We start from the raw sequence: 25,198 nt of genomic DNA, 5'->3' as shown, positions 1-25,198 counted from the left end.
CGGCATCATCCCACCGGTTGGCCCATCAAAGATCCGCCCGAACCCTGGAGCTGGGCCCGCAACTCCGGGGTGAGGATCTGGCCGACCCGGTCGACCAGCATCGTCATCTCGTAGGCCACCTGCCCGATGTCACAGTTGGGCGCGGCCAGGATCGCCAGGCACGAACCGTCGCTGATGGACATCAGCACCATGATGCCGAGTTCCATCTCCACCACGGTTTCGGTGACGGCACCGGCCTCGAAGCACCTGGCGGCGCCCTGGGTCAGGCTCACCAGGCCCGACGCGACGGCCGCGAGCTGGTCGGCACGGTCCAGCGGGAGCCGGTTCGACGCCGTCAACAACAGGCCGTCGGCCGAAACGACCACCGCGTGCGCCACTCCCGGGACGCGCTCGGCGAAGTCGTTGACCAGCCAACCGAACTGGTTCTGTTGGGGCTGCGGCGAGGTCATTCACCCTCCATGGTTTCTCGTTCGGAGTCGACCGCCTGGGTGGTCCGGTGCCTTCCGCGCCGGACACCCTGCTGGAAGCTGCTCAGCCGGCCACGCACATCCTGCGCGTCACGCTGGGGCAGGCCCGCGTTGGCGGGCGCCGCCGAAGCGGCACCCGGCAGGAGCTGCTCCCCACGCCTCCTGCGGGGCAGGCCCGCGGAGGTGAAGCTGGACGGTGCGGCCTGCGATACCGCCTGGACCGTGCGCCAGGTTTCGTCGGTGGCGAAAGACCACGGCGAATCCTGGCCGCTCACGGCGGACGGGGCGGATTGTGGCGATTCGGGCTCGCGCTGTGGGTAAGCCGTGTCGGCTCCCCACCGCGGAAGCTGTCCCGTCTCGTCGGCCGCCAGCGGTTCGCGCCGGGGCGTCGGAGCGGGGTGCTCCGCGAAGAACTCGGGCTGAGGCAAGGTGCCGCGTTCCACCGCCGTGTAAGCGGTGTTCTCCGCGGCCGACGGCCGCCATTGCCCGGTCCCGCCGGCCGTGGCGGCCGGGTCGGGTGCTTCGCGGGGCGGCACGGCCTTGGGGCGCCGCTGGGGCAACGGGTGACCGGATCGCGGCTGCTGGTGGGCCTGTCCGGTCGTCGGCTCGGGTGGGGAGTAGGACTGCTGTCCCTGGCCGAAAACGGGTCGCTGCTGGTACTGCGTCTGGTAGCCCTCGGGCTGGTACTGGGTCGGCTGTCCCTGGTCCGCGACGGGCTGCCACGGCGACTGGAACGCCTGGTACTGCTCGGTTTGGTACTGCTCGGCTTGGTATTGCTCGGTTTGGTACTGCTCCGCCTGGTACTGCTCGTGGGCGGGCTGCTGCTGCCACGGGGACTGCTGCGCCTGCGGAGCGGGCTGCGCTTGCGGGGCGGGCTGCTCCGCCTGGTGCTCCTCGCCCGCCGCGTGCCGGGCGCGGTGCACACCGTCCTGGAAGCGGGAAAGCCTGCTCCGGACGTCGGCCGGATTCCGCACCGGCAACCCGCTCGTGGTCCGCGGGGCCGGGGCCGCGGGCACGGCGGAGGACGCGGCGCTGCCGGGCAGCAGTTGCTCACCGCGCTGGCGGCGGGGCAGACCCGCGTCGGTGAAGCTGCTCGGCTCCGCCTCGGCGACCGACTGCACCGTGCGCCAGCTCTCGTCGGAGGCGAACGCCCAGCCGGGCTGTTCCGCCGGCTCTGATTCCGGCTCTTCCCCGGCTTCGGCGGCCTGCTCGCTCTCGTCGATCGTCCCGGCGAGCCCGGCTTCGGCCTCCGGGGCCTGCTCGGCGGCCGGGGCCTCGTCCTGCTCGGGCTCCGCCTCGGCCGGCTGCGACGGACGCGCGGGCCGGTCGCTGCGGAACCACGCGGACAGCGTCTCGTCGAAGATCGGCGTGGTCTCGTTCGGCGGGGGCGGCGGGGGCGGTGCCGGCTCGGTCGTGGCCGTGCTCCACCACTCGGTCAGCGCGCCACCCGAAGTGTTCGCCTCGAACAGTGCGCTTCCGGCGGGCAGTCCGCCGGCAGGCGTCTCCGGCGGCTGGGACGACGGCGGGGCTGGCGGCAAGGAAGGCGGCGGCGGGCCCGGTTCGTCGGTCTTGGCGGGGGTGAACAGGGCGGGCCCGGAGACCTCCACGGCCTGGCGCGACGGCAGCACGCCGGAATGGCCGTTCTGGCTCCATCCACCGGGCGTCGCGGCGCCGTCGCCGAGGGTTCCGGAGGTACCGGCGAGGTTGGCGAGCCCCTGGCCCGCTCCGTTGACGGTGCGGCGCTGCGGGAGCGACCCACTGTCCGCGGGCTCGAGTTCGGGGAAGCTGGGGTGGGCGGTGGGCCGGCTCGGGGCGGGCGCCGAAGGCGGCGGCGTGGGGGCCTGCTCCAGATCCCGCACCAGTTCGGCGGGCACGGTCACGGTGGCGCGCACGCCGACGACGTCCTTGCCACCGTGCAGCGAGACGCCGATGTTGTGCCGGTTCGCCAGGCGGCCGACCACGAACAGGCCCATGCGGCGCGACGTGGCGAGGTCGACGGTCGCGGCCTCGTACAGGCGGGCGTTGGCCTCGGCGACCTCGGCCTCGTTCATGCCGATGCCCTTGTCCACGATCTCCACCACGAGCCCGCCGTTGTCGGAGGCGTGCGTGGTCACGGTGACCTGGGTCTGGGGCGCGGAGAACGCGGTGGCGTTGTCGAGCAGCTCCGCGACCAGGCGCATCAGGTCGCTGGCCGCGTAACCGACGATGCGGGCGCTCGGCGGCTGCTGCACCACGACCCGCTGGTACTGCTCGATCTCCGAGACCGCGGCCCGCAGCACGTCCGCGGTGGCGACCGGCTGGCCCGAGCGCCGTCCGGGCTCGGCGCCCGAGAGGACCATCAGGTTCTCGTTGTTGCGCCGCATCCGGGTGGCGAGGTGGTCGAGCTGGAACAGCGTGGCGAGCTGGTCGGCGTCTTCCTCGTCCCGCTCGAGCCGTTCGATGAGCTGGAGCTGCCGCTGCACGAGACTCTGGCTGCGGCGGGAAAGGTTGACGAACACGTGGCTGAAGCCGGTCCGCATGTGGGCCTGCTCCATCGCCAGGCGCAGGGCCTGACTGTGCACCGCGTCGAAGGCCTGGGCCACTTCACCGATCTCGTCGCTGGTGCCGATGGCCAGCGGGCTGACCTCACTGGCGACTTCTTCGCCCTCCTGGATCCGGCGCACCGCGGCGGGCAGCTGGTGGTCGGCCACGTCGAGCGCGCCGGACCGCAGCAGTCGCAGCGACTGCAGGATCTGGCGGGTGATCAGGAAGACCACCGCGGCGGTCACCATGAGGGCGACGAACAGCAGCACCGCCAGCAGGCCCGCGTTGGTCCCGGAGGACTCGACCAGCGCGTTGGACGCGGTCCGGACCTGGTCGTCGAGCCGCTTGGTGAGGCCTTCGGCGGCGCCGATCACCGAGTTGGACGCGGCGTTCCACTGCTCGGCGGAGATCGCGTTGAGCGCCGAGTTCGACGACGCGCCCTGCGCGTTGAGCACGCTGCCGGCCAGCCGGGTCCGGGTGTCGTAGTCCGGGCCCATCACGGTGCTGTCGAAGTCCTGCTGCTGGGCCAGAGTGGCCGAGGCGCGGAAGTCGTCCAGCCGGTCGCCGAGGCGGACCTCGTCCGTCCGCAGCTGGTTCAGCTGGATGGAAGTCAGGTTGTGGCGGTTGATGCCGTAGCCGAGCAGCGACTGCGAGGAGGACATTTCCTCCTTGGCGACCTGGAGGTCGTGCAGTGCGCTCGGGGTGCCGCCGATGGAGTCGTCACCGATGCTGGCCACGCGGGAGGTGTCGAGGGCGAGCACCGCGGTGGTCATGGCCGAGTAGCTGTCCATGGCCTGCACCGCTTCGAGCTTGCCGCCACTGACCTGTTGCCGGACCGTGGCCAGGCGGGACAACGCGTTCCCGGCGGAGATGGCCGGTCCGCTGACCCCGCTGTCGAGTTCGGCGGCCCGCGCGGCGTCCGTGCTGTAGGCGGGGAGGGCCCGGTCCACCGCGCCGCGCGCGGCGTCGAGCGTGGGCGAGTTGCCGACGGTGCTGTCGGTCAGCTGGCTCGCGGTGATGCTCCGTTCCTGCTGCAGCGCGTCGAGCAGGATGTGCAGGTCGGTGCCCAGGGTGACCAGGCGGTCGATGCGCTCGAGGTTGTTGGAGCGCTGGACCTGGTTGCTGATCGTGATCCCACCGAGGATCAGCGCGAAGACAATAGGAACCAGGGTGACCGCGCCGAGCTTGGCCGAAATGCTCCAGTCACGCCACCGAGTGACGGCTCGCCACTTGGTGGGACGGCGCGGTTGCTGGCCGAGGAGCTGTCCAACAGGCACTTGGCCTTGTCCTGCAACGGTCACGAAAGTGACTCCCTGTCCGGCATGTTCGGTACACATCCCTGGCTGACGCCGCTTTCCTCGCCGCCGTCCGTGAAGTGTGCTCCGTCCGGTCCACCGCCGCGCACCCGGGCACCGCCACCGGCCGCGAGTGTGCGTGCATCATGCGCCGCGCATGATGCGGAGGACAAGATCGGTTTACCTTCGGTCACAGCGAGTCAACGTAGCCAGGGAAGCGTACACCAATCGAGCGGCGAGCGATCCTAGCCGAGCATTTCGGCGTTGACCAGCGTAAATACCCAAGGTGATGAGTTGTTGACGCGATCCGAAGAAGCCGTCCGCAAGGTCGGCCATCTCGCGTAACGCCCTGGTGAGAGCGTCGGTAGGGGTCGCCACCCGAATGGCTCAGGGGTCTCCTGGAACCACCGGGGAAATAGATACAGGGCGTACCAACGCGACGGTGTAACAGAAGAATAACGCCCGATTTCGTGGTTTTGGTCGTCACACCTACCCAACGCCCGGCCTCGCATGCCCAGCCAGCGGTTTTCGACGTGGTGCCACCGCCGGGGGTCACCGGTTCCGCGCAGCGAAACCATCGGTTAATCACAAAAAGTCATGAATACACTGCTTTTCGCTTCCGGTACCCGCTGTTCGAGTGATTACGCTGCGCTCGACCAGGCATCTTTTGAACCAGGCTGCCGCCGCAGCCGTTTACCAACCTGGCTACCATGTGCGATCCCGAAGGTTCGCCCGCCCAGCCCGCCGGGAGGCAGACATGCAGAACGTCGCCCAGACCTCTGCGAACAGGAACACCATGGAGGACACGGGCCCGATCCCGGTCCTTTTCGAAGCGGCCGGCACCGACCAGTACGCCAAGCCCGGGCGCCAGGCCGGTCCCGACTACCTGACGATCCAGCACAGCGAAGAGTTCCGCAGGCTGCGTGCCCGGTTCCGCCGCTTCGTCTTCCCGATGACCCTGCTGTTCATCGTCTGGTACTTCGCCTACGTGCTGCTGGCCGCTTACGCGCACGACTTCATGTCCATCAAGGTGTACGGCCAGATCAACGTCGCCATCGTGATGGGCATCGGCCAGTTCGTCTCCACCGCCCTGATCACCTTCGCCTACCTGCGGTTCGCCCGGCGACGGCTGGACCCGCAGGTGAACAAGGTCCGGCAGCAGGCGGGAGTCTGACCCATGGCCGACCACACTTCCACGGTGCTCGCCCAGGCCGCGGCCACCGGCAGCGACCCGGTCATCAACACCGTCATCTTCAGCCTGTTCGTGGCCATCACCCTCTACGTGGTGTACCGCGCGAGCAGCCGCAACTCCTCGCGTTCCGACTACTACGCGGCGGGCAGCGCCTTCACCGGGCGGCAGAACGGAATCGCGCTCTCCGGTGACTACCTCTCGGCCGCTTCGTTCCTCGGCATCGCCGGTGCCATCGCGGTCAACGGCTACGACGGGTTCCTCTACTCGATCGGCTTCCTCGTCGCCTGGCTGATCGCGCTGCTGCTGGTCGCGGAACTGACCCGGAACACCGGCCGGTTCACCATGGGCGACGTGCTCAGCTACCGGATGAAGCAACGTCCGGTGCGCGCCGCCGCGGCCACCTCGACGCTGGTCATCTCGCTGTTCTACATGCTGGCGCAGATGGCGGGCGCCGGTGACCTGATCGCGCTGCTGCTCAACATCCACGGTGCCTTCGGGCAGGCGCTGATCATCGCGGTGGTCGGCCTGGTCATGGTGTTCTACGTGCTGGTCGGCGGCATGAAGGGCACCACGTGGGTGCAGATCATCAAGGCCAGCCTGCTGATCCTGGCCGTGGTGATGATGACGGTCTTCATGTTCGGCAAGTTCGGCTTCAGCGTGTCGAACCTGCTCTCGCAGGCGGCCTACCACAGCCCCCTCGGTGACAAGCTGCTGCAGCCCGGCGGCTCCTACGGCGCCAACAACCTGACCAAGCTGGACTTCGTCTCGCTGTCACTGGCGCTGGTCCTCGGCGTGGCCGGACTGCCGCACGTGCTGATGCGGTTCTACACCGTGCCCAACTCCCAGGAGGCCCGCCGTTCGGTGGTCTGGGCGACCTCGTGCGTGCTGGTGTTCTACCTGTGCACGCTGGTCATCGGCTACGGCGCGGCCGCCCTGGTCGGCACGAAGGAGATCAAGGGCGCGCCCGGTGGCGAGAACTCGGCGGCCCCGTTGCTCGCCCTGCACATCGGCGGTCCCCTGCTGCTCGGGCTGATCGCCGCGGTGGCCTTCGCGACCATCCTGGCGGTTGTCGCGGGCCTGACCATGACCGCTTCGGCCTCGTTCGCGCACGACGTGTACGCGAACATCTTCAAGCGGGGCAAGGCGGACCCGTACGAGGAAGTCCGGGTGGCACGGCTGACGGCGGTCGTGATCGGCCTCCTGTCGATCATCGGTGGCATCCTGGCCAACGGGCAGAACGTGGCGTTCCTGGTCGGGCTGGCCTTCGCGGTCGCCGGTTCGGCGAACCTGTCCACGTTGCTGTACTCGCTGTTCTGGAAGCGGTTCAACACCACGGGCACGCTGTGGGGCATCTACGGTGGCCTCGTCGCCTGCGTGGTGCTGGTGATCTTCTCGCCGGTGGTGTCCGGGGACGCCCATTCCATCGTCAAGGGCGTGGACTTCCACTGGTTCCCGCTGAAGAACCCGGGCCTGGTGTCGATCCCGTTCTCGTTCATCTGCGGGTTCATCGGCACCTTCGTCGGCGGCGGCAAGGCCGACGCGCGGAAACACGCCGAGATGGAGGTCCGTTCGCTCACCGGCATCGGCACCTGAGGAGGAGTTTTCGAACTCCCAGGGCGCCCGGTGCGGGTATTCGCACCGGGCGCCTTTTCGTGGAGGCGCAGACTGGTCTGGTGAGTCACGAGCGAAACCGGCGGTTCTTGGCGGAACACGCGCCCTCGACCCCCTGCCTGATCGTCGACACGGCGGTGGTGCGGGAACGGGTGCGAGCCTTCGTCACCGAATTCCCGCACGCGGCATTGCGCTACGCGGTCAAAGCGAACCCAGAGCCCGCGGTACTGAAGGCCGTGCTCGCGGCCGGAGGGGGTTTCGACGTCGCGAGCCCGGCCGAAATCGAGGCCTGTCTCGCCGTGGGGGCGCCACCGGAGACGCTGTCCTACGGCAATCCGGTCAAGAAGGCGGCGGACATCGCTTTCGCGTACTCGCGCGGTGTCCGCGACTTCACCACCGACTCCGGAACCGATGTCGGGAACCTGGCCCGCTTCGCCCCCGGCGCCACGGTTTCGGTGCGGCTGGCCACCGAGGGCCCACCGTCGGTGACGCCGTTCGGGCAGAAGTTCGGCTGCGAGCCCGCCTCCGCCACCGACCTGGTCCAGCAGGCCGCCGAACTCGGCTTGGACGTGGCGGGGCTGGCGTTCCACCCTGGTTCGCAGCAGCCCGACAGCGGCGCCTGGGAGCCCGGGATCTCCGCCGCCGCCAAGATCTTCGCCGCGCTGGACGGTGACGGCATCCGGCTCCGGCGGCTCAACCTCGGTGGCGGGTTCGCCGTGGCCTACCGTGCCCCGGTCCCCTCCCTGGCCGGCTACGCCGCGGCGATCTCGGCCGCGCTGGAGGCACGATTCCCGTACCGGAGGCCGGAAATCGTGCTGGAGCCGGGGCGGGCGCTGGTCGCCGAAGCCGGGTTGATCCGCGCGGAGGTCGTGCTGGTCGCGCAGCGGTACGGGCGGCGTTGGGTCTATCTCGACATCGGCCGCTACAACGGGCTCGCGGAGACCGAGAACGAGGCGATCGCCTACCGGATCATCGCGCCGGGCGGCGAACCGCGGGGCCCCGCCGTGCTGGCCGGGCCCACATGCGATGGTGATGACGTGATCTACCAACACACGCCGTACGAGCTGCCGCTTTCCCTGCGGGCGGGTGACCGGGTGGACATTGTGGACACCGGTGCGTACACGGCCAGTTACTCTTCGGTCTCCTTCAACGGCATCGAACCGCTCCGGGTCTACTGCCTTGACTGACCAACCATCTGCAAACCGAAACGGACCAGCTCAAGGCGAGTTGCCGAACGCGCCATCCGAAGGTCCGGCGCGTTCTCAAAATAGCACTGAGTTTTCGGGCAGACATGTGCTTGCCGAGATGCGTGACGTGGACCCGGCGTTGCTGAACGACGCGGAGTTCCTCAGCGAAGCGGTGCGCTCGGCGGTGACCCAGGTCGGGGCCACGGTGTGCGAGGTGGTGTCGCACCGGTTCGAACCGAACGGGGTCACCGTGGTCGCGTTGCTGGCCGAATCCCACGCTTCGGTGCACACCTATCCCGAGTTCGGCGCGTTGTTCGCCGACGTCTTCACCTGCGGCGAGCGCGCCGACCCCGAGCGCGCGGTCCGGCTGCTGGCCGGGCGGCTCGGCTGCGAGCGGGTACTTCTGTCCACTGTGGACCGTGGTCGCGGCGGCGCGGTGTTCGAGCGCATCGGCGCGGGCCTGTCGAGGCGGTGGGAAGTCTCCGACGTGTTGTTCGAAACCCACACGGGCTTCCAGAACCTGCTCATCGGGCGCACCGGGCAGGGGGTGGCGCTGTTCTGCGACGACGAGCGCCAAAGCACCGAGGCGTCGCAACTGATCTACCACGAAGCCCTGATGGTCCCCCCGATGCTGCTCGCCGGGCGGAGGCGGCGGGTGCTCGTCATCGGTTCCAGCGAAGGCGTGCTCAGCAGGATCGCCGCCGACGAGGGCGCCGAAGTGGATCACGTGGACATCGACCGGGTCGCGGTGCGCGCCTGCGCCGAACACCTGCCGTATGGCTACACGCCGGAGATCCTCAAGGCCGCCGAACGGGGGCAGGGGCCGATCCGGGTGCACTACCAGGACGGCTGGGAGTTCGTGGCCCGCTCCGACGGCGGGTACGACCTCGTGCTCGTCGATCTTCCGGACGAGCACCCCGGGTCCGGAGAACAATACGAGCGTCTCTACAGCACCGAGTTCCTGCGCCGCTGCGCGAGCCTGCTGGCCCCGGAAGGGGTGGTCGCCGGCCAGGCCGGCTCCGCGATCAAACAGCGCAACGGCACGTTGATCAACGCGTGGCGCCGGTTCCGCGAGGTCTTCGGCACCACCGTCTACTACGGCTCGGACGAGCACGGGTGGGCGTTCCTGTCGGGCAGGCTCGATGAAGTGCCCGACCCCTTGGCCGTGATGACCGAGCGGCTCGGCGAACTCCGCTATCGCCCGGAGACGATCGACGCGGAAGCCTTGCGCGGCAACACCGTTCCGCCGCTGAGCGTCCGCCGGTCGTAGCGGGTTCGCTCAGACCTTCTCGCCCGCCTCGACCCGGCGCGTGACCAGTCGTTCGGCGACGAAGGACAGGAACGGGATGGTCCCGGCGAGCAGGACGAACAGGGTGCCCTTGATCGACCACCGGGCCTTGAGCGCCAGGTCGACCGCCAGCACCAGGTACACCATGTAGCACAGGCCGTGGGTGACCCCGGCCCAGCTCATCATGCCCGGCGAGTCGGCCGCGTACTTCAGGATGAACGCCGCCGTGAGGCACAACAGGGCGACACCGGTGACGTAGGCCAGCACCCGGTACCGCAGCAGCGGGCCCTTGAGTTCCCGCGATGACTTCGCGCCCGCTCGTGCTCCGGTCGCGGGCTGTTCCTCCGTGCTCACCATTGTCGCGGCTTGCCTTTCTGACGATTCTCTTGATCTCGCGCGTTCAACTCGGCGAGGTAGCGGTTGTAGGCGGCCAGTTCGTCGTCCTCGTCCCGCACGTCGCTCTGGACGGGCCGAGGCCGCTCCGGCTTCGGCGCCGGGAGTTCGACGGCCTGCCGGTCGCCGTCCCCGGCGGTGCTCGCCCGCTCGTCTTCGGCCGCGGCGGCGCGGCGAAGCTTGGCGATGCGGTAGACCATGAACGCCGGGAAGAGCCCGAACAGCGGCCACTGCAGCACGTAACCGAGATTCTGGAACGTTCCGCTGGGCGAGGCGAACCGGTCCCACTGCCACCAGGCCAGTCCGCACGAAGCCAGCAGGCTCAGCAGACACAGACCCGCTGTCCCGAGACGGCGTGGTGTGAGGAAACCTGCTGGCACGACTTCGACGCTAGCACTCACGAGACCCGGACGACCTGTGCGGCCTTGGCGTAGGAGTCGGCGAGGCCGTAGACCTTCCGGCCGTAGTCGACGGAGTTGTTGTACGACAGCACCCCGGACCACCAGCCCTGCGCGCTGGCCATGTCCCGGCCGCCGGCGCAGAGGTACTTCGCGGCGGCCAGCGCGGCCGCGTCGATCTGCTGCGGGTCGTAACCGCCACCCCACTTCAACCAGGTGGACGGGATGAACTGCATCGGCCCGACGGCGCGGTCGTAGTTCGGGTCTCCGTCGAAGCGGCCGTGGTCGGTGTCCGGGATGGCACGCACGCCGGGCGTACCGTCCAGCGGCACGCCGACGATGGGCCTGGAGGGGTAACCGTTGCTCTGCAGGATCGCGCCGCCGTACTGGCCGTGGTTGGACTCGATCCGGCCGATGCCGGCGAGCGTCGCCCAGGAAAGACGGCAGCCTGGCTGCGTGGCCCTCAGCTCGAGTTCGGCGTTGCCGTAGGCGACCAGCGCGCGGGCCGGGATCCCGGTCACCTGCGCGGCCCGGTCGGCCCAGAGCTGGAGCAGATTGCCCGGCCGAGGCTGAGGCTGCTGGGGCTTCGCGGGTTCGTTGCTGACGGTCGCGTCGACCGGCGCGCTCGCCCCGGGTTGCACGTCGACCGCGGGGACTTCCAGGGCGGGGATCTCGGTGGTGGTCGGGCTCGCGGCGGGAGTACTGGCCCGGCTGGTGAACCAGACCGCGCCCGCCGCCACCAGCAGCACCAGCCCGACGATGCCGAGCCTGCCCAGCGCGGCGAGATACCGGCGATCCGTGTCTTCCGACCCCGACGACCCCACCGACTCAAGCCTCCACGTGACGCTGCCTTACCGGACAACGAAGCCGCAGGAGCCTACGTTACGGGTCTTCCGACACAAACGGGTGCTGCCCGGCGGGCATGCCGGCATGATGCCGCTCACGCGAAGCGGCCCGCTGCCGGCATGCCGCGGGGAACGCTCAGCCGGCGCGCTGCTGGCGGGCCAGGCGGGCCACGCACCAGGCGGGCGCGCTGCCGCGGCGAAGGTGCTGGAGAACGGTCATCGGGCCCAGCCTGCGGGCCAGGTCGGACGGCCGGAGACCGGCCGCGCGGTAGTCGAGGGCACGCTGGTCGAGCGGGCTGATGCCGGCGTCCCACCACTGCTCGGCTTCGCTGACATCGCCGATCATCTGCCACCAGCCCGCCGCGGCGACCAGGAGGTCGTACGGCACGCCGGGCAGCCGGTCGCGCATGGCGTCGAGGTAGCGGGGGTCGGCGGCTTCGAGGGGCGCCCAGCCACGGGCGCCGCCGCGGGCACGCTGCCCGGGGATGCCCGGCGGGGCCTGGGGGACGTCGGCGAGCCATTCGGTCGCGATACGGTCGATCTCTCTTTCCTCGGCCGTCTGCTCGCGTTCGGCGGCCCACTGACGGATCACCGCATCAACTCCGGGATCTCCGGTCATCCCTGCCTCCTCTTGTGCCCCAACCGAGGTGTCGTGCCGCTGCACGGGAATGCTGGAACGTGACCTCGGATGAGAACCACCCGATCGGTCGGTCACGCAATGTGAGCACCGTAGGGTGCGGTGACGATCCAGCGCCAGACCTTCTAGCGGACGAATTCGACGACCAGCGGTTTTATCGCGGCAATCCACCCGGATGGTCCAATGTTTCACCTCATTTTCCCAAGCGCACTACGCAGAGTCACGCCTGGTCGGAGGCGTGCTCCGGTGACCCGCCGCGAGGCACGTACGGGCTGGTGAACTGGGGTTTTCCGCCGGCGAAACGGGCTCAGGCGAACAGGTCGCGCACGAAGGTCAGGATGGCCTCGGCGCCGTTGCGCAGCCAGCCGAGAGCGTTCTGCACCACGTGGGCCGACTCGGTCGGCTTCGTGATCAGGAAGAACAGGACGAGTGCGACGACGGCGACGGTCAGAATCTTCTTCGTGTTCGCCGACATGGGCTCCCCTTCGATCGTCGTCCGGGCCCGCGTCGCCGTTGCGTCGCCGGCGCGGCACCGGTCCCCCGGCGAAGGGGATCATAACGGTCCGTGGCCGTTCGCCGGGAAAGCGCGCATCGCCGGGCGCGTCACAATCCGCGCGAAATGATCTCCTTCATGATCTCGGAGGTACCACCGAAGATCCGGGAAATGCGGACGTCGGCCCAGGCCCGGGCGATCGGGTATTCGGTCATGTAGCCGTAGCCACCGAAAAGCTGGAGACACTCGTCGGCGACCTTTCCGACCCGTTCCGTTGTCCACAGTTTCACCATCGCGGCACCCTGCACGTCCAACTCGCCCCGCAGATGACGGTCGAGGCACTGGTCGAGGAAGGCACGGGCGACCGCAGCCTCGGTGGCCGCATCGGCGAGGGTGAACTTGGTGTTCTGGAAGGAAAAGACCGGCCTGCCGAAGGCGGTCCGCTCCTTGGTGTAGGCGATCGTGTCGTCGATCATCGTTTCCATGCCCGCCACCGCGGTCACCGCGATGATCAGCCTTTCCTGGGGCAACTGCTGCATCAATTGGATGAAGCCCTGCCCCTCCTCGCCGAGCAGATTCTCCGCCGGAACACGCACGTCGTCGAAGAACAATTCGGCGGTGTCCTGCCCCTTCAGGCCGACCTTGTCCAGCACGCGGCCACGACGGAAACCCGGGGCGTCGCATTCGACAACGATCAGTGACACGCCGTGGGCTCCCGCGTCCGGGTCGGTCTTCGCCACGACCACCACCAGGTCGGCCAGACCACCGTTGGTGATGAAGGTCTTGGCGCCGTTGATGACATAGGAATCGCCGTCGCGCACCGCACGGGTGGTGATGCCCTGCAGATCCGATCCGGCTCCCGGCTCGGTCATCGCCACCGCGCCGACCATCTCGCCGCTCGCGAGCTTGGGCAGCCACTCGCGCTTCTTCTCTTCCGAGGCATAGTTCACCAGGTAATGCGCGACGATCCCGTTATGCACGGCCACACCCCAGGCGCTGTCCCCGGCACGCACCTGCTCTTCGTAGAGCACCGCCTCGTGCGCGAAGGTTCCGCCGCCCCCGCCGTACTCCTCCGGAATGGACAGTGCCAGCAGGCCTACTTCCCCGGCCTTCGACCACAGTTCGCGGTCGACGTGCTTCTGCTCGCTCCATCGTTGCTGATGCGGCGCGAGCTCCTTCTGGCAGAACGTCCTGGCCAGCTCGCGGAAATCGGCCAGGTCGGCACTCCAGGAACTGTTCGGGGTCTGAAGCGGCATCGAATCCCCCTCGGTAGCGGGCCCCTGGTCCCCAGCGGCCGGGTGGAAAACATTACGACTGGAATGTAAGTTACGACCGTAATGTACAAGCGGGGGAAGGCCGGGTAAAGACGTGACCGTGACTCCGTCCCATCGCACCCAGGCCCAACGGCGCGAGCGGACGAGGACGGCGCTGCTCGACGCGACCATCGACTGCCTGGTCGAGCTGGGCTACGCGCGCACGACGATGCAGGAGATCTGCGCCAGGGCCGGGGTGTCCAAAGGCGCGGCGCAGCACCACTTCACCGACAAGGCGACCTTGATGGCCGCGGCGGTCGAGCACCTGACCAACCGGCGCCTGGCCGAACTGGCCGGCTCCCTCGACGGCGTGCCGGCCGGGCCCGGCGCCGTCGGCATGGCGATCGACCTGTTGTGGGCCGGTTACTCCGGCACCCTCGCGACGGCGGCGACCGAACTGTGGGTGGCCGCGCGCACCGATCCGGCGCTGCGGGCCGCCATCCGGCCGGTCGACCGCACGCTGGGGCGCGCCGCGTTGAAGCGGGTCGCCGCCCTCGCCGGAGACCTGCCGAGGGAACGGGTCGAGACGCTGTTCTGGCTGACCGTGAACTTCACTCGCGGCCTCGCCCTGGACGCCGAACTCGGTGGCGCCCCGGCCCGTCGCCGACAGCTCCTGGACGAATGGAAACGGATCGCCTCGGAGAGCACGGACAGCACCGGCGTGGCGGCGAACGGGCCGGCCCGGCCCTCGCACGGGTCGGCCCGCCGCTCGTGAGAGAACGACCGGAGCCCACCGCTGTGACGTTTGCTTGAGAAAACTTGACAGCGATCCCGGATTGTTAGCCTGTACTGATCAGTAACTACCCCCGGAGGGCCGCCATGAGCAGCAGCATCACCCCCACCACGGGTCACGAGGCGGGCACGCCGGGGACGGTGGGTGGCGTGGTCGGCGCGCCGTCGGCCGCGCGGGCGGCGCAGCTCGTCCGGCGCGCGGACGGCGGAGCGGACTCGGCGCCGGTGGAGGCCGTCTCGCCGTTCACCGGGCTGCTCACCGCGACCCTCCCCCAGGCCACCGACGCCGACGCGCGGCGCGTCTTCGCCGAGGCACGCGCGGCCCAGGCCGCTTGGGCCGCCAGACCGGTGTCCGAGCGCGCGAAGGTACTGAGAAGGGTCTACGAGAAGATCCTGAAGCGGCAGGACGAGATCCTCGACCTGGTGCAGGTGGAGGCGGGCAAGGCCCGGATCGACGCGTTCGACGAAGTGAGCGCCGCCGCGCTGGTCGCCGGCCACTACGGCAAGCACAGTGCCCGGCTGCTCGCCCCGAAACGGGTCAGCGGGCTGATCCCGTTCCTCACCCGGGCCCGCGAACTGCGCCATCCCAAGGGCGTGGTCGGCGTGATCACGCCGTGGAACTACCCGGTCGCGCTGACCGCGATGGACGTCTTTCCGGCACTCGTGGCCGGCAACACCGTGGTGCAGAAGCCGGACAACCAGACCGCGCTGTCCGCGCTGTGGCTGCACGAACTGGCCGAGGAGGCGGGGCTGCCCGCCGGGGTCTGGCGCGTGGTGCCCGGCCGTGGCTCGCGGATCGGTGACGCGTTCGCCGAGGAGTCCGACTATCTGTGCTTCACCGGTTCCACCCCGACCGGCAAGGACCTGGCCACGAAGATCGCCCACCGCCTGACCGGCTACTCCCTCGAACTCGGCGGCAAGAACCCGATGGTGGTCCTGCCGGACGCGCCGGTCGCCAAGGCCGCCGCCGGTGCGGTCACCGCCTGCTTCTCCTCGGCCGGTCAGCTGTGCGTGTCGGTGGAACGCTTGTATGTCCACGAAAGCATCCGCGAGGAGTTCACCGAAGCCTTCGTCGCCAAGACCAAGGCGTTGCGGCTCGGAGCCGAACTCTCCTACAGCGCCGACGTGGGCTCGCTGACCACGCAGGGGCAGCTCGAGTCGGTTTCGGCCCATGTCGAGGACGCCCGCGAAAAAGGTGCCGAGGTCCTCGCCGGCGGCCGCCCGCGACCGGACATCGGGCCGCTGTTCTACGAACCCACCGTGCTCACCGGCGTCACCGAGGACATCACCCTGTTCGCCGAAGAGACGTTCGGGCCGGTGGTGTCGATCTACGGCTACCACGACGTCGAGGACGCCATCGAGCGCGCCAACTCAGGCGAGTACGGGCTCAACGCGAGCGTGTGGGGACGTGACACGGCCGCGGCCTCCGCCGTCGCCGCCCGGCTGAAGGCGGGCACGGTGAACGTCAACGAGGGCTACGCGGCCACGTTCGGCACGGTCGGCCTGCCGATGGGCGGTATGAAGGAATCCGGGTTCGGTCGTCGCAACGGCGCGGAAGGCCTGCTCAAATACACCGAAGCGCAAGCCGTGGCGGTCCAGCGGGGGATGCGCCTGCGCCCGGCCCGCGCCGTGTCGCCGCGCCTGTGGACCCGGGCCCTGACCGCCGGTATCCGCCTCCTGAACCGCCTGCCCCGCTGAGACCTTCTGAAAGCGCTTTCAGGAAGCGACGGGCCTGGTCAGCAGGCCGCGGTCGTAGGCGATGGCCACGGCTTCCGCCCGCCGGGCGGCCCCCAGCTTGGCCATCACCCTCGACAGGTGCACGCTGACGGTCTTCTCGCTGATGAACAACTCCTGCCCGACCTCGCGGTTGGTGCGGCCGAGCGCGACCTGCTCGAGAACCGCGCGCTCGCGGCCGGTGAGCGGGTCCGCCACCACTTCCTGCCGCGCCGGTGCGGGATCGGCGACGCCGGGAAGCTCGATCCTGGCTCGCTGCGCCAGATCCCGAAGCGCGGAACGCAGGGGCAGTGCCCGCAGCCGCTCGGCGACCTCGTGCGCCCGCAGCAGTTCCTTGACCGCGCCGTCGCTTTCCCCCGCGGCCAGCAGGGCTTCGGCGTGGTGCCAGCGGCTGATCGCCTGCTCGTAGACGGCGCCGTAACCGAACGCCGTGACCGCCGTCGACCACAGCTCCGGATCTGCGGGGCCGTCGAGCCCGCTCGCCGCGGCTTCCGCGCGCGCGAGCCAGGCTCGTCCTTCCGGGCCCAGCCTGCCCGACCGGGGACGGCCGTTTTCGGCGGCGGACCGGACCGTCGCCAGCAGTTCCCGCGCGTCCGCCACGATGGCCGCCGTCGTGGCGTCACCGCGGCCGTCGCGTGAGCGCGCCACCGCCCGGGCAGCGGCCTCGATGCCGAGGGAACCGAGCCTGAGCCCGGCGAGCACCCAGTCGTCGTCGAGGCCGGCGAAGAAGTCGAGGAGTTCCCGGATCCGCTTGATCGCCTGGGCGTAGTCCCCCTGCCAGTAGGCCAGCTCGGCACCCGCGGCGGCGGCCAGCGCGGTGAACGGCTCGGCACGCCAGTGCGGGCGCAGTTCGGCGAGCAACTTGCCCGCCATCGCGAACCGGCCGCGCGCCACGGTCATCGCCGCCCACGACGCGCTCATCCGTGCCGCCACCACGCTCGAAACCCCCTGGCCTGGGCGGGTGGTGAACTCGGCGGGCCAGTCACCGGCGACATAACGAAGCCAGATCTGGCGGGCTCGTGACTCGATCCCGTAGAAGCTCCAGGTGAGCCCGGTCTCCTCGGCGCGGCTGATGCCCCGTTCGTAGACCTTCGCGGCGGATTCCAGCTCACCCTGATCCTCGAAACTCAAGGCCAGGAAGCACATCGCCCTCAGCTCGACATTGAACGCTTCGACGCCGCGGGCCTTCCGCTCCGCTTCTCGGAGGTGATCACGGGCTTCGGCGAAGCGCCCCGCGTTGTCCGCGAGCGCGCCGAGCGTGATCAGGGCCGACGCCTCGGCGCCGGCCGAGCCCGCGGCCCGCGCGTCGCTCACCGCGGTGCGCGCGCTCCACGACGCTTCCTCGTGCTGGTCGAGCGCGCGCTGGAGGGCGGCGCGGGTGGCCAGCACCCAGGCACGGGTCTTGCTGCTGCCGGTCCGGGCCACCAGCTCCCAGGCCTTGCCGATCGCCTCGACCGCGTCGTCCAGGCCGACCTCGACGTTCATCAGCGTCTCGGCGAGCCTGCGCCACGTCTTCGCCGCGCGCTCCGAATCTTCGTCCGGCCCGAGCGCCTGCGCGGCGGAACGGGCATAAGCGACCGCGCGCTCGGGCTCGCCGGAGGTGCCCGCGAAGTACGAACCCTCGTGCAGCAGACGCAGTTCGTCGAAGTCCGGCGGGCGGTCGGCCTCCGGGACCGCGTCCCAGATCTCCAGCGCCTGCTCGATGTGCCGGAGCGCGGCGGCGGGCGCGCCGAGGCGCTCGGCCTCCTCCGCGGCGCGGAGCAGGGCGGGCAGCGCGACGCGCAGATCCTTGCTCTGCAGGCTGTGGTAGGCGAGCTTGGCGTCGTGCCCCCGGCCTTGGGGCGTCCGGCGGATCCTGGCCGCGTACGCGGCGTGCACGCGGGTGCGTTCTCCCGGCAGGAGATCGGCGTAGACCGCCTCCTGGAGCAAGGCATGCCGGAAGGTGTAGGCGGCGCGTTCGACCACCAGCACGTGGTGCTGCACCGCCTCGCGAAGCGCCTCTTCGAGCTCCAGTTCGCCCAGTCCCGAGACTTCGGCGAGCGCGGCGTGCATGACCAGATCCGATGCGACCGCGATGATCCGCACCACGCGGCGGGCATCCGGGGACAGTCTTTCCAAGCGGGCCAGCAGAAGTTCGGCGAGCCCGGCGGGAAGGTCGGCGCGGCCCTCGGCATACGAGGCGAGCAGTTCCTCGGCGAAGAACGGGTTTCCTTCGGAGCGCTCGGCCACCCCGGCGAGGACATCGGGGGAAACCGGCCCGTCCGCCAGCGCCTCCACGAACGCGCGTGACGCGTCGGGCCCCAGCGGAGCGAGCTCGATCCGGGTCACCGCGGGAAGGCGCACCACTTCGACGAGCAGTGCCCGCAACGGATGACGGCGGTACACGTCCTCCTCGCGGTAGCTGGCCACCACCAGCAGGCGCTGCCCGCGCAGCCGGGAAACCAGGAACGACAACAGGTTCCGGGTGGATCCGTCCGCCCAGTGCAGGTCCTCCAGGACCAGCACCACCGGCCGCCGCGCGGCGATCTCGGTGAGCACGCCGAGCACCGCGTCGAACAGCTGGAGCTGGCCCAGATCCTGCTCGGACCGTGCCCGGTGCGGCAGGTCGTACTCGGAGCCGGCCGGCGGATGCCCCGCCCCGGCCGGCGGACCCGCCTGCGTCAGCGGCAGCAAACGGGCCAGCGCGGGCCGGGACCGCACCGCGTCGGCGACCGTCTCCTCGGCGTCGGTGGCCAGTGGCGCCAGCGCCTCGGCGAAAGGGAGGTAGGGCAGGCCGCCCTCCCGCACGTCGAGGCAGCGGCCGGTCAGGACGAGCGCCCCGCGTTCCCCGGCGAACTCCGCGAGTTCGGTGAGCAGGCGCGTCTTTCCCACGCCCGCGTCCCCCGCCAGCAGCACGGCACCCGCCTCACCGCGCTCGGCCCGGGTGAACGCGGCGCGGAGCCGGCGCAGCTCCTCGACGCGCGCTACCAACGGGATTCCGGAACCTAGGCGAGGCACGAGACGCATTGTCTCGCACCCCACCGACAATCCCGCCATGATTTTCGCTTACCGCGGAGTTTCCGGCGTCTCACCGGTCCCGCGCCGACACTCTCCTGTCGTGGCTCGGCCGCCGTTGCTCGGGCACGGTGACGGTGCGGCGCCCGAGTTTCCACCATGGCGCGCGGTCGTTCCCCGAACGCGCCCGGGCCCGGTAGATCTCCTCGGTGCGGTAAGCCAGTTCGGCTTGTGTGACGTCGAAAATGCGGTCGTCGCGCATGACCTGTTTCCCCGTTTCCCTGGTTCGTTTTTCCACCAGGTCCCAGGTTCTTCCTGAGGGGGCCGCCGCGGCATCGGACGATCACGCCGCAGCGGGGGCGATCGGGCCCCTTACCCGGCGGCGCGGGGACCGGCCGGGGTAAGGGATCAGTCGCGGACCCGCAGCAGCCCTTCCTGCACGACCGTCGCGATGAGCCCGCCGTCGGCGGAGAAGAACCGGCCGGTGGCCATCCCCCGGCCACCCGAGGCGCTCGGAGTCGAGGTCTCGTAAAGCATCCATTCGTCGGCGCGGAACGGCCGGTGGAACCACAGCGCGTGGTCGAGGCTCGCGCCGACGACCTTGTCCAGTTCCCAGTAGACCCCGTGCCGCGCCAGCGGCGAGTCGAGCAGGGTCATGTCGGAGGCGTAGGTGAGCACGCAGACGTGCAGCAGATCCTCGTCCGGCAGCTTGCCGTCGGCCCGCATCCAGACCTGGTTGCTGGAGGTGCGGCGGCCGGTGCCCCGGGTCACCCACGGCGGGTCGTTGACGTACCGGATGTCGATCGGGCGGGGCAGCCATCGGGCGGCGGGCAGTCCGGGGAAGCCCTGTACCCGTTCGGCCATCGTCGGCAACGTCTCCGGGGCGGGCACCTCGGGCATTTCGTCGGCGTGTTCGATGCCGTCCTCGGGCGTCTGGAACGACGCAGAAAGCGAGAAGATCGCCTTGCCGCGCTGGACCGCGACGACCCGGCGGGTGGTGAACGAGCGGCCGTCGCGGATCCGGTCCACCTCGTAGACGATGGGAATCCTCGGATCGCCGGGACGGATGAAGTAGGCGTGCAGCGAATGCACCTTGCGCTCGGCCGACACGGTGCGCCCCGCGGCGACGAGCGCCTGCCCCGCGACCTGTCCGCCGAACACCCGGACCGAGGAGCGCGCCGGGCTCACACCCCGGAAGATGTTCTCCTCGATCTGCTCCAGATCCAGCAGGGCGACCAGGCGGTCGAGCACCCGCTGCCCGCTGCCCTCGGCCTGGTCCTCCTCGACCGCGGCTTTCCTCGCCAGCTCAGTCATAGGGCGAACCCTAACCGGGCAAACCGGCGACGAGGCCGGAAAAGCGCCTAAGCGTGGTCGTCCTCACCAAGACGGTGCACCCGGATCAGGTTGGTGGTGCCGATGGTGCCCGGCGGGGAACCGGCCACGATCACCACCAGGTCGCCGGGCTGGTAGCGGCCCATCTCCAGCATCGCGTGGTCGACCTGCTGGATCATCTGGTCGGTCGAACCCACCTTGGGCACGATGTGCGTGGTGGTGCCCCAGGTCATCGAGAGCTGACTGCGGACGCTCTCCTCCGGGGTGAAGGCGAGGAGCGGCAGCCGCGTGTGCAGCCGGGCGAGACGGCGCACGGTGTCCCCGGACTGGGTGAAGGCGACGAGGGCCTTGGCGTTGAGCCGCTCGCCGATGTCGCGCGCCGCGTAGGAGATCACGCCGCGCTTGGTGCGGGGCACGTGGGACAACGGCGGCACGGTGGGCGAGTCGGTCTCGACCGCCTCGACGATCCGGCCCATCGTCTGGACGGTCTCGATCGGGTAGCGGCCGACGCTGGTCTCACCGGAGAGCATCACCGCGTCGGCGCCGTCGAGCACCGCGTTGGCCACGTCGGAGGCCTCGGCGCGGGTCGGGCGCGAGTTGTTGATCATCGAATCGAGCATCTGGGTGGCCACGATGACCGGCTTGGCGTTCTCCCGCGCGATCTGGATCGCCCGCTTCTGCACCAGCGGAACCTGCTCCAGCGGCAGTTCGACACCGAGGTCGCCCCGGGCGACCATCACGCCGTCGAAGGCCAGCACGATCGCCTCGAGGTTGTAGACCGCCTCGGGCTTCTCCAGCTTGGCCACGACCGGGAGCCTGCCCTTGCCCACCCGGTCCATCACCTGATGCACCTGGTCGATGTCGGCCGGCGAGCGCACGAACGACAGCGCGATGAAGTCCACGCCCAGTTCGAGGGCGAACTCCAGGTCTTCGATGTCCTTCTCGGACATGGCGGGCACGGACACGTCCATGCCCGGCAGCGAGACGCCCTTGTTGTTGCTGACCGGGCCGCCCTCGGTGACCTCGCACACCACGTCCGGGCCCTCGACACCGGTAACCACGAGGCCGACCTTGCCGTCGTCGACGAGCAGGCGGTCGCCGGGTTTGGCGTCGCGGGCCAGGCCCTTGTAGGTCGTCGACACGCGGTCGTGCGTGCCCGCCACATCCTCGACGGTGATGCGCACCACATCGCCGGTGCGCCATTCGACCGGACCGCCGGCGAACGTGCCGAGGCGGATCTTCGGTCCCTGCAGGTCGGCCAGGATGCCGACCGCGCGGCCGGTCTCCGCCGCGGCGGCCCGCACCAGGTCGTAGACCTGCTTGTGGTCGCCGTGGCTCCCGTGGCTGAAGTTCATCCTCGCCACGTCCATCCCGGCGTCCACCAGGGCGGCGATCTTGTCGGCCGTGGCGGTGGCGGGGCCCATAGTACAAACGATCTTCGCGCGTCGGCTCACGTCTCCACAGCGTAGCCCCTCGGCGCGGAGCCGTCTGTACCGATCTCTCGACCGGTCAAGTCGAACGCTGTTTTCGAGCCTTTCGGGGCAATTTCGGGACCCTTTCGGCTCACCGGCGAGGCTTCTCGGTCACCCCTACGTGGTCACGCGCCCACTCGTTGAGGTCACGCAGCTGCCGCCACGCCGTGCGGACCCGGTCGAGACAGGAACGGTCGTGCAGGGTGTCGTCCGGGTCCCACACGCGCACGGCGTAGAGCGACCGGTGCCTGAGCAGACCGAGACGCGGATGGTCCTCGGCGTAGCCCCGCGGCCGGGTGCGCAGGGTGTCGCCGGCGATGGACCAGCCCGACCGGCGCAGCTTCGCCAGGATCTTCTCCAGCCGTGTGCCGTGCACTTCGGTGTCGACGGCCTGGCGGAACCGCGCCAGCTGGTCGGACTCCAGATGGAAACAGCCGCCCCCGGCCCGCAGTCCCGCCGCGGAAAGCTCCACGTAGTACGCGCCGGCCCCGCGGCCCTGCTCGATCACCCCGCCACAGTGCGTCTTGTACGGGGTCTTGTCCTTGGCGAAGCGGACGTCGCGGTAAGGCCGGAAGACCTTGCCCTCGCCGAAGTCCTTTCCGAACTCCGGCGAGAGCTCGGCGACCAGCGCCTCCATCGGGCCGCGCACGTGCTCGCGGTAGATCGCGACGTTGTCGTCCCAATAGGCCTTCGAGTTGTCGGCGACGAGACCGTCGTAGAACTCGACGGCATGCTCACCGAACCCCGCGAACTTCACACCGCAACGATAGAACGACCGCGCTAACTCGCGACGGCGGTCAGGAGTTCGCCGTCGGGGGTGTCTCCGGAGAGCTCCCAGACGAACGCGCCGCCGAGGCTCTGCCCCCGGGCGTAGCCGATCTTGCCCGCGATCGTGGCCGGTGTGTCGTAGCCCCACCACTCGCTTCCGCAGAACGCATAGGCCGTGCCGCCGACGGTGCCGGTCGACGGGCAGCGGGTCTTGAGAACCTTGTAGTCCTCGATGCCCGCCTCATAGGTGCCCTGCGCGGCGCCGGTCGCCGAGCCGCCCGGTGCGGCCTGGCCGACGCCGGTCCAGCCGCGACCGTAGAAACCTATGCCCAGCAACAGTTTTCCGGAAGGAACGCCCTCGGCCTTCAGCTTGGCGATCGCGGTGTCGGAGGTGAAGCCGGCGGTCGGAATACCGTTGTAGGAGGTGAGCGGCGAGTGCGGCGCGGTCGGGCCGGTGGCGGCCCAGGCACCGAAGTAGTCGTAGGTCATCACGTTGTACCAGTCGACATAGGCCGACGCTCCGCCGTAATCGGCCGCCTCGAGTTTGCCGCCGGATGTGCCGTCGCCGGTCACCGCCGCCGTCACGAGTTCGCCGCCGAAGCGTGCGCGCAGTGCTGCCATCAGGTTCGTGAACGCCGCACGCCCGCTGCTGTCACAGGAGTTCCCGCACGCGTTGGGGTATTCCCAGTCGATGTCGATCCCGTCGAAGAGACCGGCCCAGCGAGGGTCGTTGAGCAGGTTGTAGCAGGAGTCGGCGAAGGCGGCCGGGTTCTGCGCGGCCTGGGTGAACCCGCTCGACCACGTCCAGCCGCCGAAGGAGTAGACCACCTTCAGGCCGGGATGCATCCGCTTCAACCGCGTCAACTGCCCGAAATTGCCGCGCAGCGCGCCCGTGTCCCAGGTGTCGGACACGCCGTCGACACTACTGGAGGCGTCGTAGTACTTGTCGTAGGCGGCATACGAGTCGCCGATCGCGCACTGACCGTTGGTCACGTTGCCGAAGGCGTAGTTGATGTGGGTCAGTTTCGCGGCCGAACCGCTCGTCTCGACGTTCTTGACGTGATAGTTGCGGCCGTACACCCCCCACTCGGTGAAGTAGCCCCCGACCTTCCCCACCGAACTGGCGAGCGGAGCCGAGGTGGCGGACGGAGCCACCGCGACGGTGACCAGACTCGCCGCGAAGAGGCCGGTGATGGCGTAGATGACTGTCCTGGCTGACCGGAACATGGTCCCTCCCTTGATCCGACGGAGAAGGGGACCAGTTTCACGCTATGTGGTTTAGACCAAAAATCAATGGTCTAGACGTATTTTCCCTACTAAAGGAGGGTCGGCTTCGCGGCGCGAAACCGGTGGCCACAAAGGACTCCCACAAGAAAGCCGGGCCGCCTCGGCGGCCCGGCTTTCTCTCCGGAGAAGATCAGCTCAGCCGAAGAAGACCTCGGCCTCTTCGTACCGGCTCTGCGGCACGGTCTTGAGCTCGGCGGTGGCCTCGGCCAGCTTGACCCGCACGATGTCGGTGCCGCGCAGGGCCACCATCACGCCGAAGTCGCCGTCGGCGACCGCGTCCACCGCGTGCAGGCCGAAGCGGGTGGCGAGCACCCGGTCGTAGGCGGTCGGGGTGCCGCCGCGCTGCACGTGGCCGAGCACCACGGCCCGCGACTCCTTGCCGGTGCGATGGGCGATCTCGTCGGCCAGCCAGGTGCCGATGCCGCCGAGGCGGACGTGACCGAAGGCGTCCTTCTCCCCGCTGGTCAGGGTTTCCGCGCCGCCTTCGGGCAGCGCGCCCTCCGCGACCACGATGATCGGCGCGTACATCCGCTCGAACCGGCGCTCGACCCATTCGACGACCTGGTCCACCTTGAACGGCCGCTCGGGCACCAGGATCACGTTCGCGCCGCCGGCCAGGCCGGAGTGCAGCGCGATCCAGCCCGCGTGCCGGCCCATGACCTCCACCACCAGGGCCCGGAAGTGCGACTCGGCGGTGGTGCGCAGCCGGTCGATCGCCTCGGTGGCGATGTGGACGGCGGTGTCGAAACCGAAGGTGTAGTCGGTCGCGGCCAGGTCGTTGTCGATGGTCTTGGGCACGCCGACCACGCCGACGCCGTCGTCGGTGAGCCTCTTGGCCACCCCGAGGGTGTCCTCGCCGCCGATCGCGATGAGCGCGTCGACGCCCTGCTCGGCGAGCGTCGCCTTGATCTTGTCGACGCCGCCTTCCTCCTTGTACGGGTTGGTGCGCGAGGAGCCGAGGATGGTGCCACCCCGGGTGAGGATCTCCTCGACGTCCCCGAGTCCGAGCGACTTGCTCTCTCCCGTCATCGGCCCGCGCCAGCCGCTGCGGAACCCGACGATCTCCCAGCCGTGGATTTCGATGCCCTTGCGGACCACCGCGCGGATCACCGCGTTCAGGCCCGGGCAGTCCCCACCACCCGTCAGCACCCCGACACGCATGGGATCAGTCCCTTCCAGATAAGCCTTCGTCACAGATGTCACCGTCAGGGTAGCCGGGGGTGCCCTTGATCGGTAA

General features: G+C 69.6%; 21 protein-coding genes and 1 pseudogene. 7 read left to right on the top strand and 15 right to left on the bottom strand.

Annotated features, from left to right (window positions below; translation table 11 throughout):
• Positions 1-5: 5 nt before the first annotated feature.
• The gene (locus ACFSXZ_RS21255) at positions 6-449 is read right to left on the bottom strand and encodes a roadblock/LC7 domain-containing protein (RefSeq protein WP_378266862.1); all 444 of its coding nucleotides are present in this window, start codon (positions 447-449) and stop codon (positions 6-8) included.
• On the bottom strand, positions 446-4,267 hold the full coding sequence (locus tag ACFSXZ_RS21250) for a nitrate- and nitrite sensing domain-containing protein (protein WP_378266861.1): 3,822 nt from the start codon (positions 4,265-4,267) through the stop codon (positions 446-448). The genes ACFSXZ_RS21255 and ACFSXZ_RS21250 overlap by 4 nt, the downstream gene beginning before the upstream one ends.
• 775 nt (positions 4,268-5,042) lie before the next feature.
• Between ACFSXZ_RS21250 and ACFSXZ_RS21245 the strand changes: the two genes are divergently transcribed.
• From ACFSXZ_RS21245 to ACFSXZ_RS21225, 5 genes and pseudogenes are all read left to right on the top strand, one after another.
• Positions 5,043-5,459 (top strand): DUF485 domain-containing protein, encoded by a 417-nt coding sequence (locus tag ACFSXZ_RS21245; protein WP_378266860.1) that lies wholly within the window; start codon positions 5,043-5,045, stop codon positions 5,457-5,459.
• A 3-nt stretch (positions 5,460-5,462) separates the two neighbouring features.
• The gene (locus tag ACFSXZ_RS21240; protein WP_378266859.1) at positions 5,463-7,070 is read left to right on the top strand and encodes a solute symporter family protein; all 1,608 of its coding nucleotides are present in this window, start codon (positions 5,463-5,465) and stop codon (positions 7,068-7,070) included.
• Positions 7,071-7,150: 80 nt separating this feature from the next.
• On the top strand, positions 7,151-8,275 hold the full coding sequence (locus ACFSXZ_RS21235; protein WP_378266858.1) for a type III PLP-dependent enzyme: 1,125 nt from the start codon (positions 7,151-7,153) through the stop codon (positions 8,273-8,275).
• 40 nt (positions 8,276-8,315) lie between these two features.
• Positions 8,316-8,702 (top strand): annotated as a pseudogene (speD, locus tag ACFSXZ_RS21230) (adenosylmethionine decarboxylase); the annotation flags it as partial.
• Positions 8,688-9,545 carry a spermidine synthase gene (locus tag ACFSXZ_RS21225; protein ID WP_378266996.1) on the top strand — a complete coding sequence of 286 codons (858 nt, stop codon included), beginning with the start codon at positions 8,688-8,690 and terminating at the stop codon, positions 9,543-9,545. The pseudogene speD and the gene ACFSXZ_RS21225, both read left to right, overlap by 15 nt.
• A gap of 9 nt (positions 9,546-9,554) precedes the next feature.
• On the opposite strand, the gene ACFSXZ_RS21220 is transcribed toward ACFSXZ_RS21225, so the two are convergent.
• The 6 genes from ACFSXZ_RS21220 to ACFSXZ_RS21195 all read right to left on the bottom strand — a co-directional run bounded on the left by ACFSXZ_RS21220 (position 9,555) and on the right by ACFSXZ_RS21195 (position 13,585).
• On the bottom strand, positions 9,555-9,920 hold the full coding sequence (locus tag ACFSXZ_RS21220; RefSeq protein ID WP_378266857.1) for a DUF3817 domain-containing protein: 366 nt from the start codon (positions 9,918-9,920) through the stop codon (positions 9,555-9,557).
• Entirely contained in the window at positions 9,914-10,336 is a 423-nt protein-coding gene (locus ACFSXZ_RS21215) for a hypothetical protein (RefSeq protein ID WP_378266856.1), read from the bottom strand. The genes ACFSXZ_RS21220 and ACFSXZ_RS21215 overlap by 7 nt, the downstream gene beginning before the upstream one ends.
• 17 nt (positions 10,337-10,353) lie before the next feature.
• Positions 10,354-11,178: a murein transglycosylase gene (locus tag ACFSXZ_RS21210; protein ID WP_378266855.1), complete on the bottom strand. Its 825-nt coding sequence runs from the start codon at positions 11,176-11,178 to the stop codon at positions 10,354-10,356.
• A gap of 157 nt (positions 11,179-11,335) precedes the next feature.
• Positions 11,336-11,818, bottom strand: a complete 483-nt coding sequence (locus ACFSXZ_RS21205; RefSeq protein WP_378266854.1) for a helix-turn-helix transcriptional regulator — start codon at positions 11,816-11,818, stop codon at positions 11,336-11,338.
• A gap of 325 nt (positions 11,819-12,143) precedes the next feature.
• On the bottom strand, positions 12,144-12,311 hold the full coding sequence (locus tag ACFSXZ_RS21200) for a hypothetical protein (RefSeq protein ID WP_378266853.1): 168 nt from the start codon (positions 12,309-12,311) through the stop codon (positions 12,144-12,146).
• A 128-nt stretch (positions 12,312-12,439) separates the two neighbouring features.
• Complete coding sequence (locus ACFSXZ_RS21195) at positions 12,440-13,585, bottom strand: acyl-CoA dehydrogenase family protein (protein WP_378266852.1); 1,146 nt, start codon at positions 13,583-13,585, stop codon at positions 12,440-12,442.
• Positions 13,586-13,697: 112 nt separating this feature from the next.
• Here ACFSXZ_RS21195 and ACFSXZ_RS21190 point away from each other — a divergent pair, with 112 nt between their 5' ends.
• Complete coding sequence (locus tag ACFSXZ_RS21190) at positions 13,698-14,357, top strand: TetR/AcrR family transcriptional regulator (protein WP_378266851.1); 660 nt, start codon at positions 13,698-13,700, stop codon at positions 14,355-14,357.
• A 104-nt stretch (positions 14,358-14,461) separates the two neighbouring features.
• Positions 14,462-16,072 (top strand): succinic semialdehyde dehydrogenase, encoded by a 1,611-nt coding sequence (locus ACFSXZ_RS21185; RefSeq protein ID WP_378266850.1) that lies wholly within the window; start codon positions 14,462-14,464, stop codon positions 16,070-16,072.
• 18 nt (positions 16,073-16,090) lie between these two features.
• On the opposite strand, the gene ACFSXZ_RS21180 is transcribed toward ACFSXZ_RS21185, so the two are convergent.
• The 7 genes from ACFSXZ_RS21180 to ACFSXZ_RS21150 all read right to left on the bottom strand — a co-directional run bounded on the left by ACFSXZ_RS21180 (position 16,091) and on the right by ACFSXZ_RS21150 (position 25,122).
• Positions 16,091-19,114 (bottom strand): helix-turn-helix transcriptional regulator, encoded by a 3,024-nt coding sequence (locus ACFSXZ_RS21180; RefSeq protein ID WP_378266849.1) that lies wholly within the window; start codon positions 19,112-19,114, stop codon positions 16,091-16,093.
• A 61-nt stretch (positions 19,115-19,175) separates the two neighbouring features.
• A complete protein-coding gene (locus ACFSXZ_RS21175; RefSeq protein ID WP_378266848.1) occupies positions 19,176-19,364 on the bottom strand; it encodes a hypothetical protein in 189 nt (62 codons plus the stop codon).
• Between the two features lie 146 nt (positions 19,365-19,510).
• Positions 19,511-20,416, bottom strand: coding sequence for an acyl-CoA thioesterase II (tesB, locus tag ACFSXZ_RS21170; RefSeq protein WP_378266847.1), 906 nt, complete (start codon positions 20,414-20,416; stop codon positions 19,511-19,513).
• A gap of 47 nt (positions 20,417-20,463) precedes the next feature.
• Positions 20,464-21,888 (bottom strand): pyruvate kinase, encoded by a 1,425-nt coding sequence (gene pyk, locus ACFSXZ_RS21165; protein WP_378266846.1) that lies wholly within the window; start codon positions 21,886-21,888, stop codon positions 20,464-20,466.
• Between the two features lie 109 nt (positions 21,889-21,997).
• Positions 21,998-22,663 carry a DUF2461 domain-containing protein gene (locus ACFSXZ_RS21160; RefSeq protein WP_378266845.1) on the bottom strand — a complete coding sequence of 222 codons (666 nt, stop codon included), beginning with the start codon at positions 22,661-22,663 and terminating at the stop codon, positions 21,998-22,000.
• A 23-nt stretch (positions 22,664-22,686) separates the two neighbouring features.
• The gene (locus ACFSXZ_RS21155; RefSeq protein WP_378266844.1) at positions 22,687-23,901 is read right to left on the bottom strand and encodes a glycoside hydrolase family 18 protein; all 1,215 of its coding nucleotides are present in this window, start codon (positions 23,899-23,901) and stop codon (positions 22,687-22,689) included.
• A gap of 195 nt (positions 23,902-24,096) precedes the next feature.
• Positions 24,097-25,122, bottom strand: coding sequence for a 6-phosphofructokinase (locus tag ACFSXZ_RS21150; protein WP_378266843.1), 1,026 nt, complete (start codon positions 25,120-25,122; stop codon positions 24,097-24,099).
• Positions 25,123-25,198: the final 76 nt, after the last annotated feature.

Origin of the sequence: Amycolatopsis pigmentata, assembly GCF_042684065.1 — a bacterium.
GTDB lineage: Bacteria > Actinomycetota > Actinomycetes > Mycobacteriales > Pseudonocardiaceae > Amycolatopsis_E > Amycolatopsis_E pigmentata.
The sequence above is the reverse complement of the archived record's forward strand: the minus strand, read 5'-3'. Positions and strand labels throughout refer to the sequence as shown.

Coding starts and splice junctions, on each gene's coding strand:
- ACFSXZ_RS21200 (WP_378266853.1), bottom strand. CDS start 12,311: ATGTCGGCGAACACGAAGAAGATTCTGACCGTCGCCGTCGTCGCACTC.
- ACFSXZ_RS21255 (WP_378266862.1), bottom strand. CDS start 449: ATGACCTCGCCGCAGCCCCAACAGAACCAGTTCGGTTGGCTGGTCAAC.
- ACFSXZ_RS21195 (WP_378266852.1), bottom strand. CDS start 13,585: ATGCCGCTTCAGACCCCGAACAGTTCCTGGAGTGCCGACCTGGCCGAT.
- ACFSXZ_RS21245 (WP_378266860.1), top strand. CDS start 5,043: ATGCAGAACGTCGCCCAGACCTCTGCGAACAGGAACACCATGGAGGAC.
- ACFSXZ_RS21205 (WP_378266854.1), bottom strand. CDS start 11,818: ATGACCGGAGATCCCGGAGTTGATGCGGTGATCCGTCAGTGGGCCGCC.
- ACFSXZ_RS21155 (WP_378266844.1), bottom strand. CDS start 23,901: ATGTTCCGGTCAGCCAGGACAGTCATCTACGCCATCACCGGCCTCTTC.
- tesB (WP_378266847.1), bottom strand. CDS start 20,416: ATGACTGAGCTGGCGAGGAAAGCCGCGGTCGAGGAGGACCAGGCCGAG.
- ACFSXZ_RS21175 (WP_378266848.1), bottom strand. CDS start 19,364: ATGCGCGACGACCGCATTTTCGACGTCACACAAGCCGAACTGGCTTAC.
- ACFSXZ_RS21220 (WP_378266857.1), bottom strand. CDS start 9,920: ATGGTGAGCACGGAGGAACAGCCCGCGACCGGAGCACGAGCGGGCGCG.
- ACFSXZ_RS21180 (WP_378266849.1), bottom strand. CDS start 19,114: ATGCGTCTCGTGCCTCGCCTAGGTTCCGGAATCCCGTTGGTAGCGCGC.
- ACFSXZ_RS21150 (WP_378266843.1), bottom strand. CDS start 25,122: ATGCGTGTCGGGGTGCTGACGGGTGGTGGGGACTGCCCGGGCCTGAAC.
- ACFSXZ_RS21240 (WP_378266859.1), top strand. CDS start 5,463: ATGGCCGACCACACTTCCACGGTGCTCGCCCAGGCCGCGGCCACCGGC.
- ACFSXZ_RS21185 (WP_378266850.1), top strand. CDS start 14,462: ATGAGCAGCAGCATCACCCCCACCACGGGTCACGAGGCGGGCACGCCG.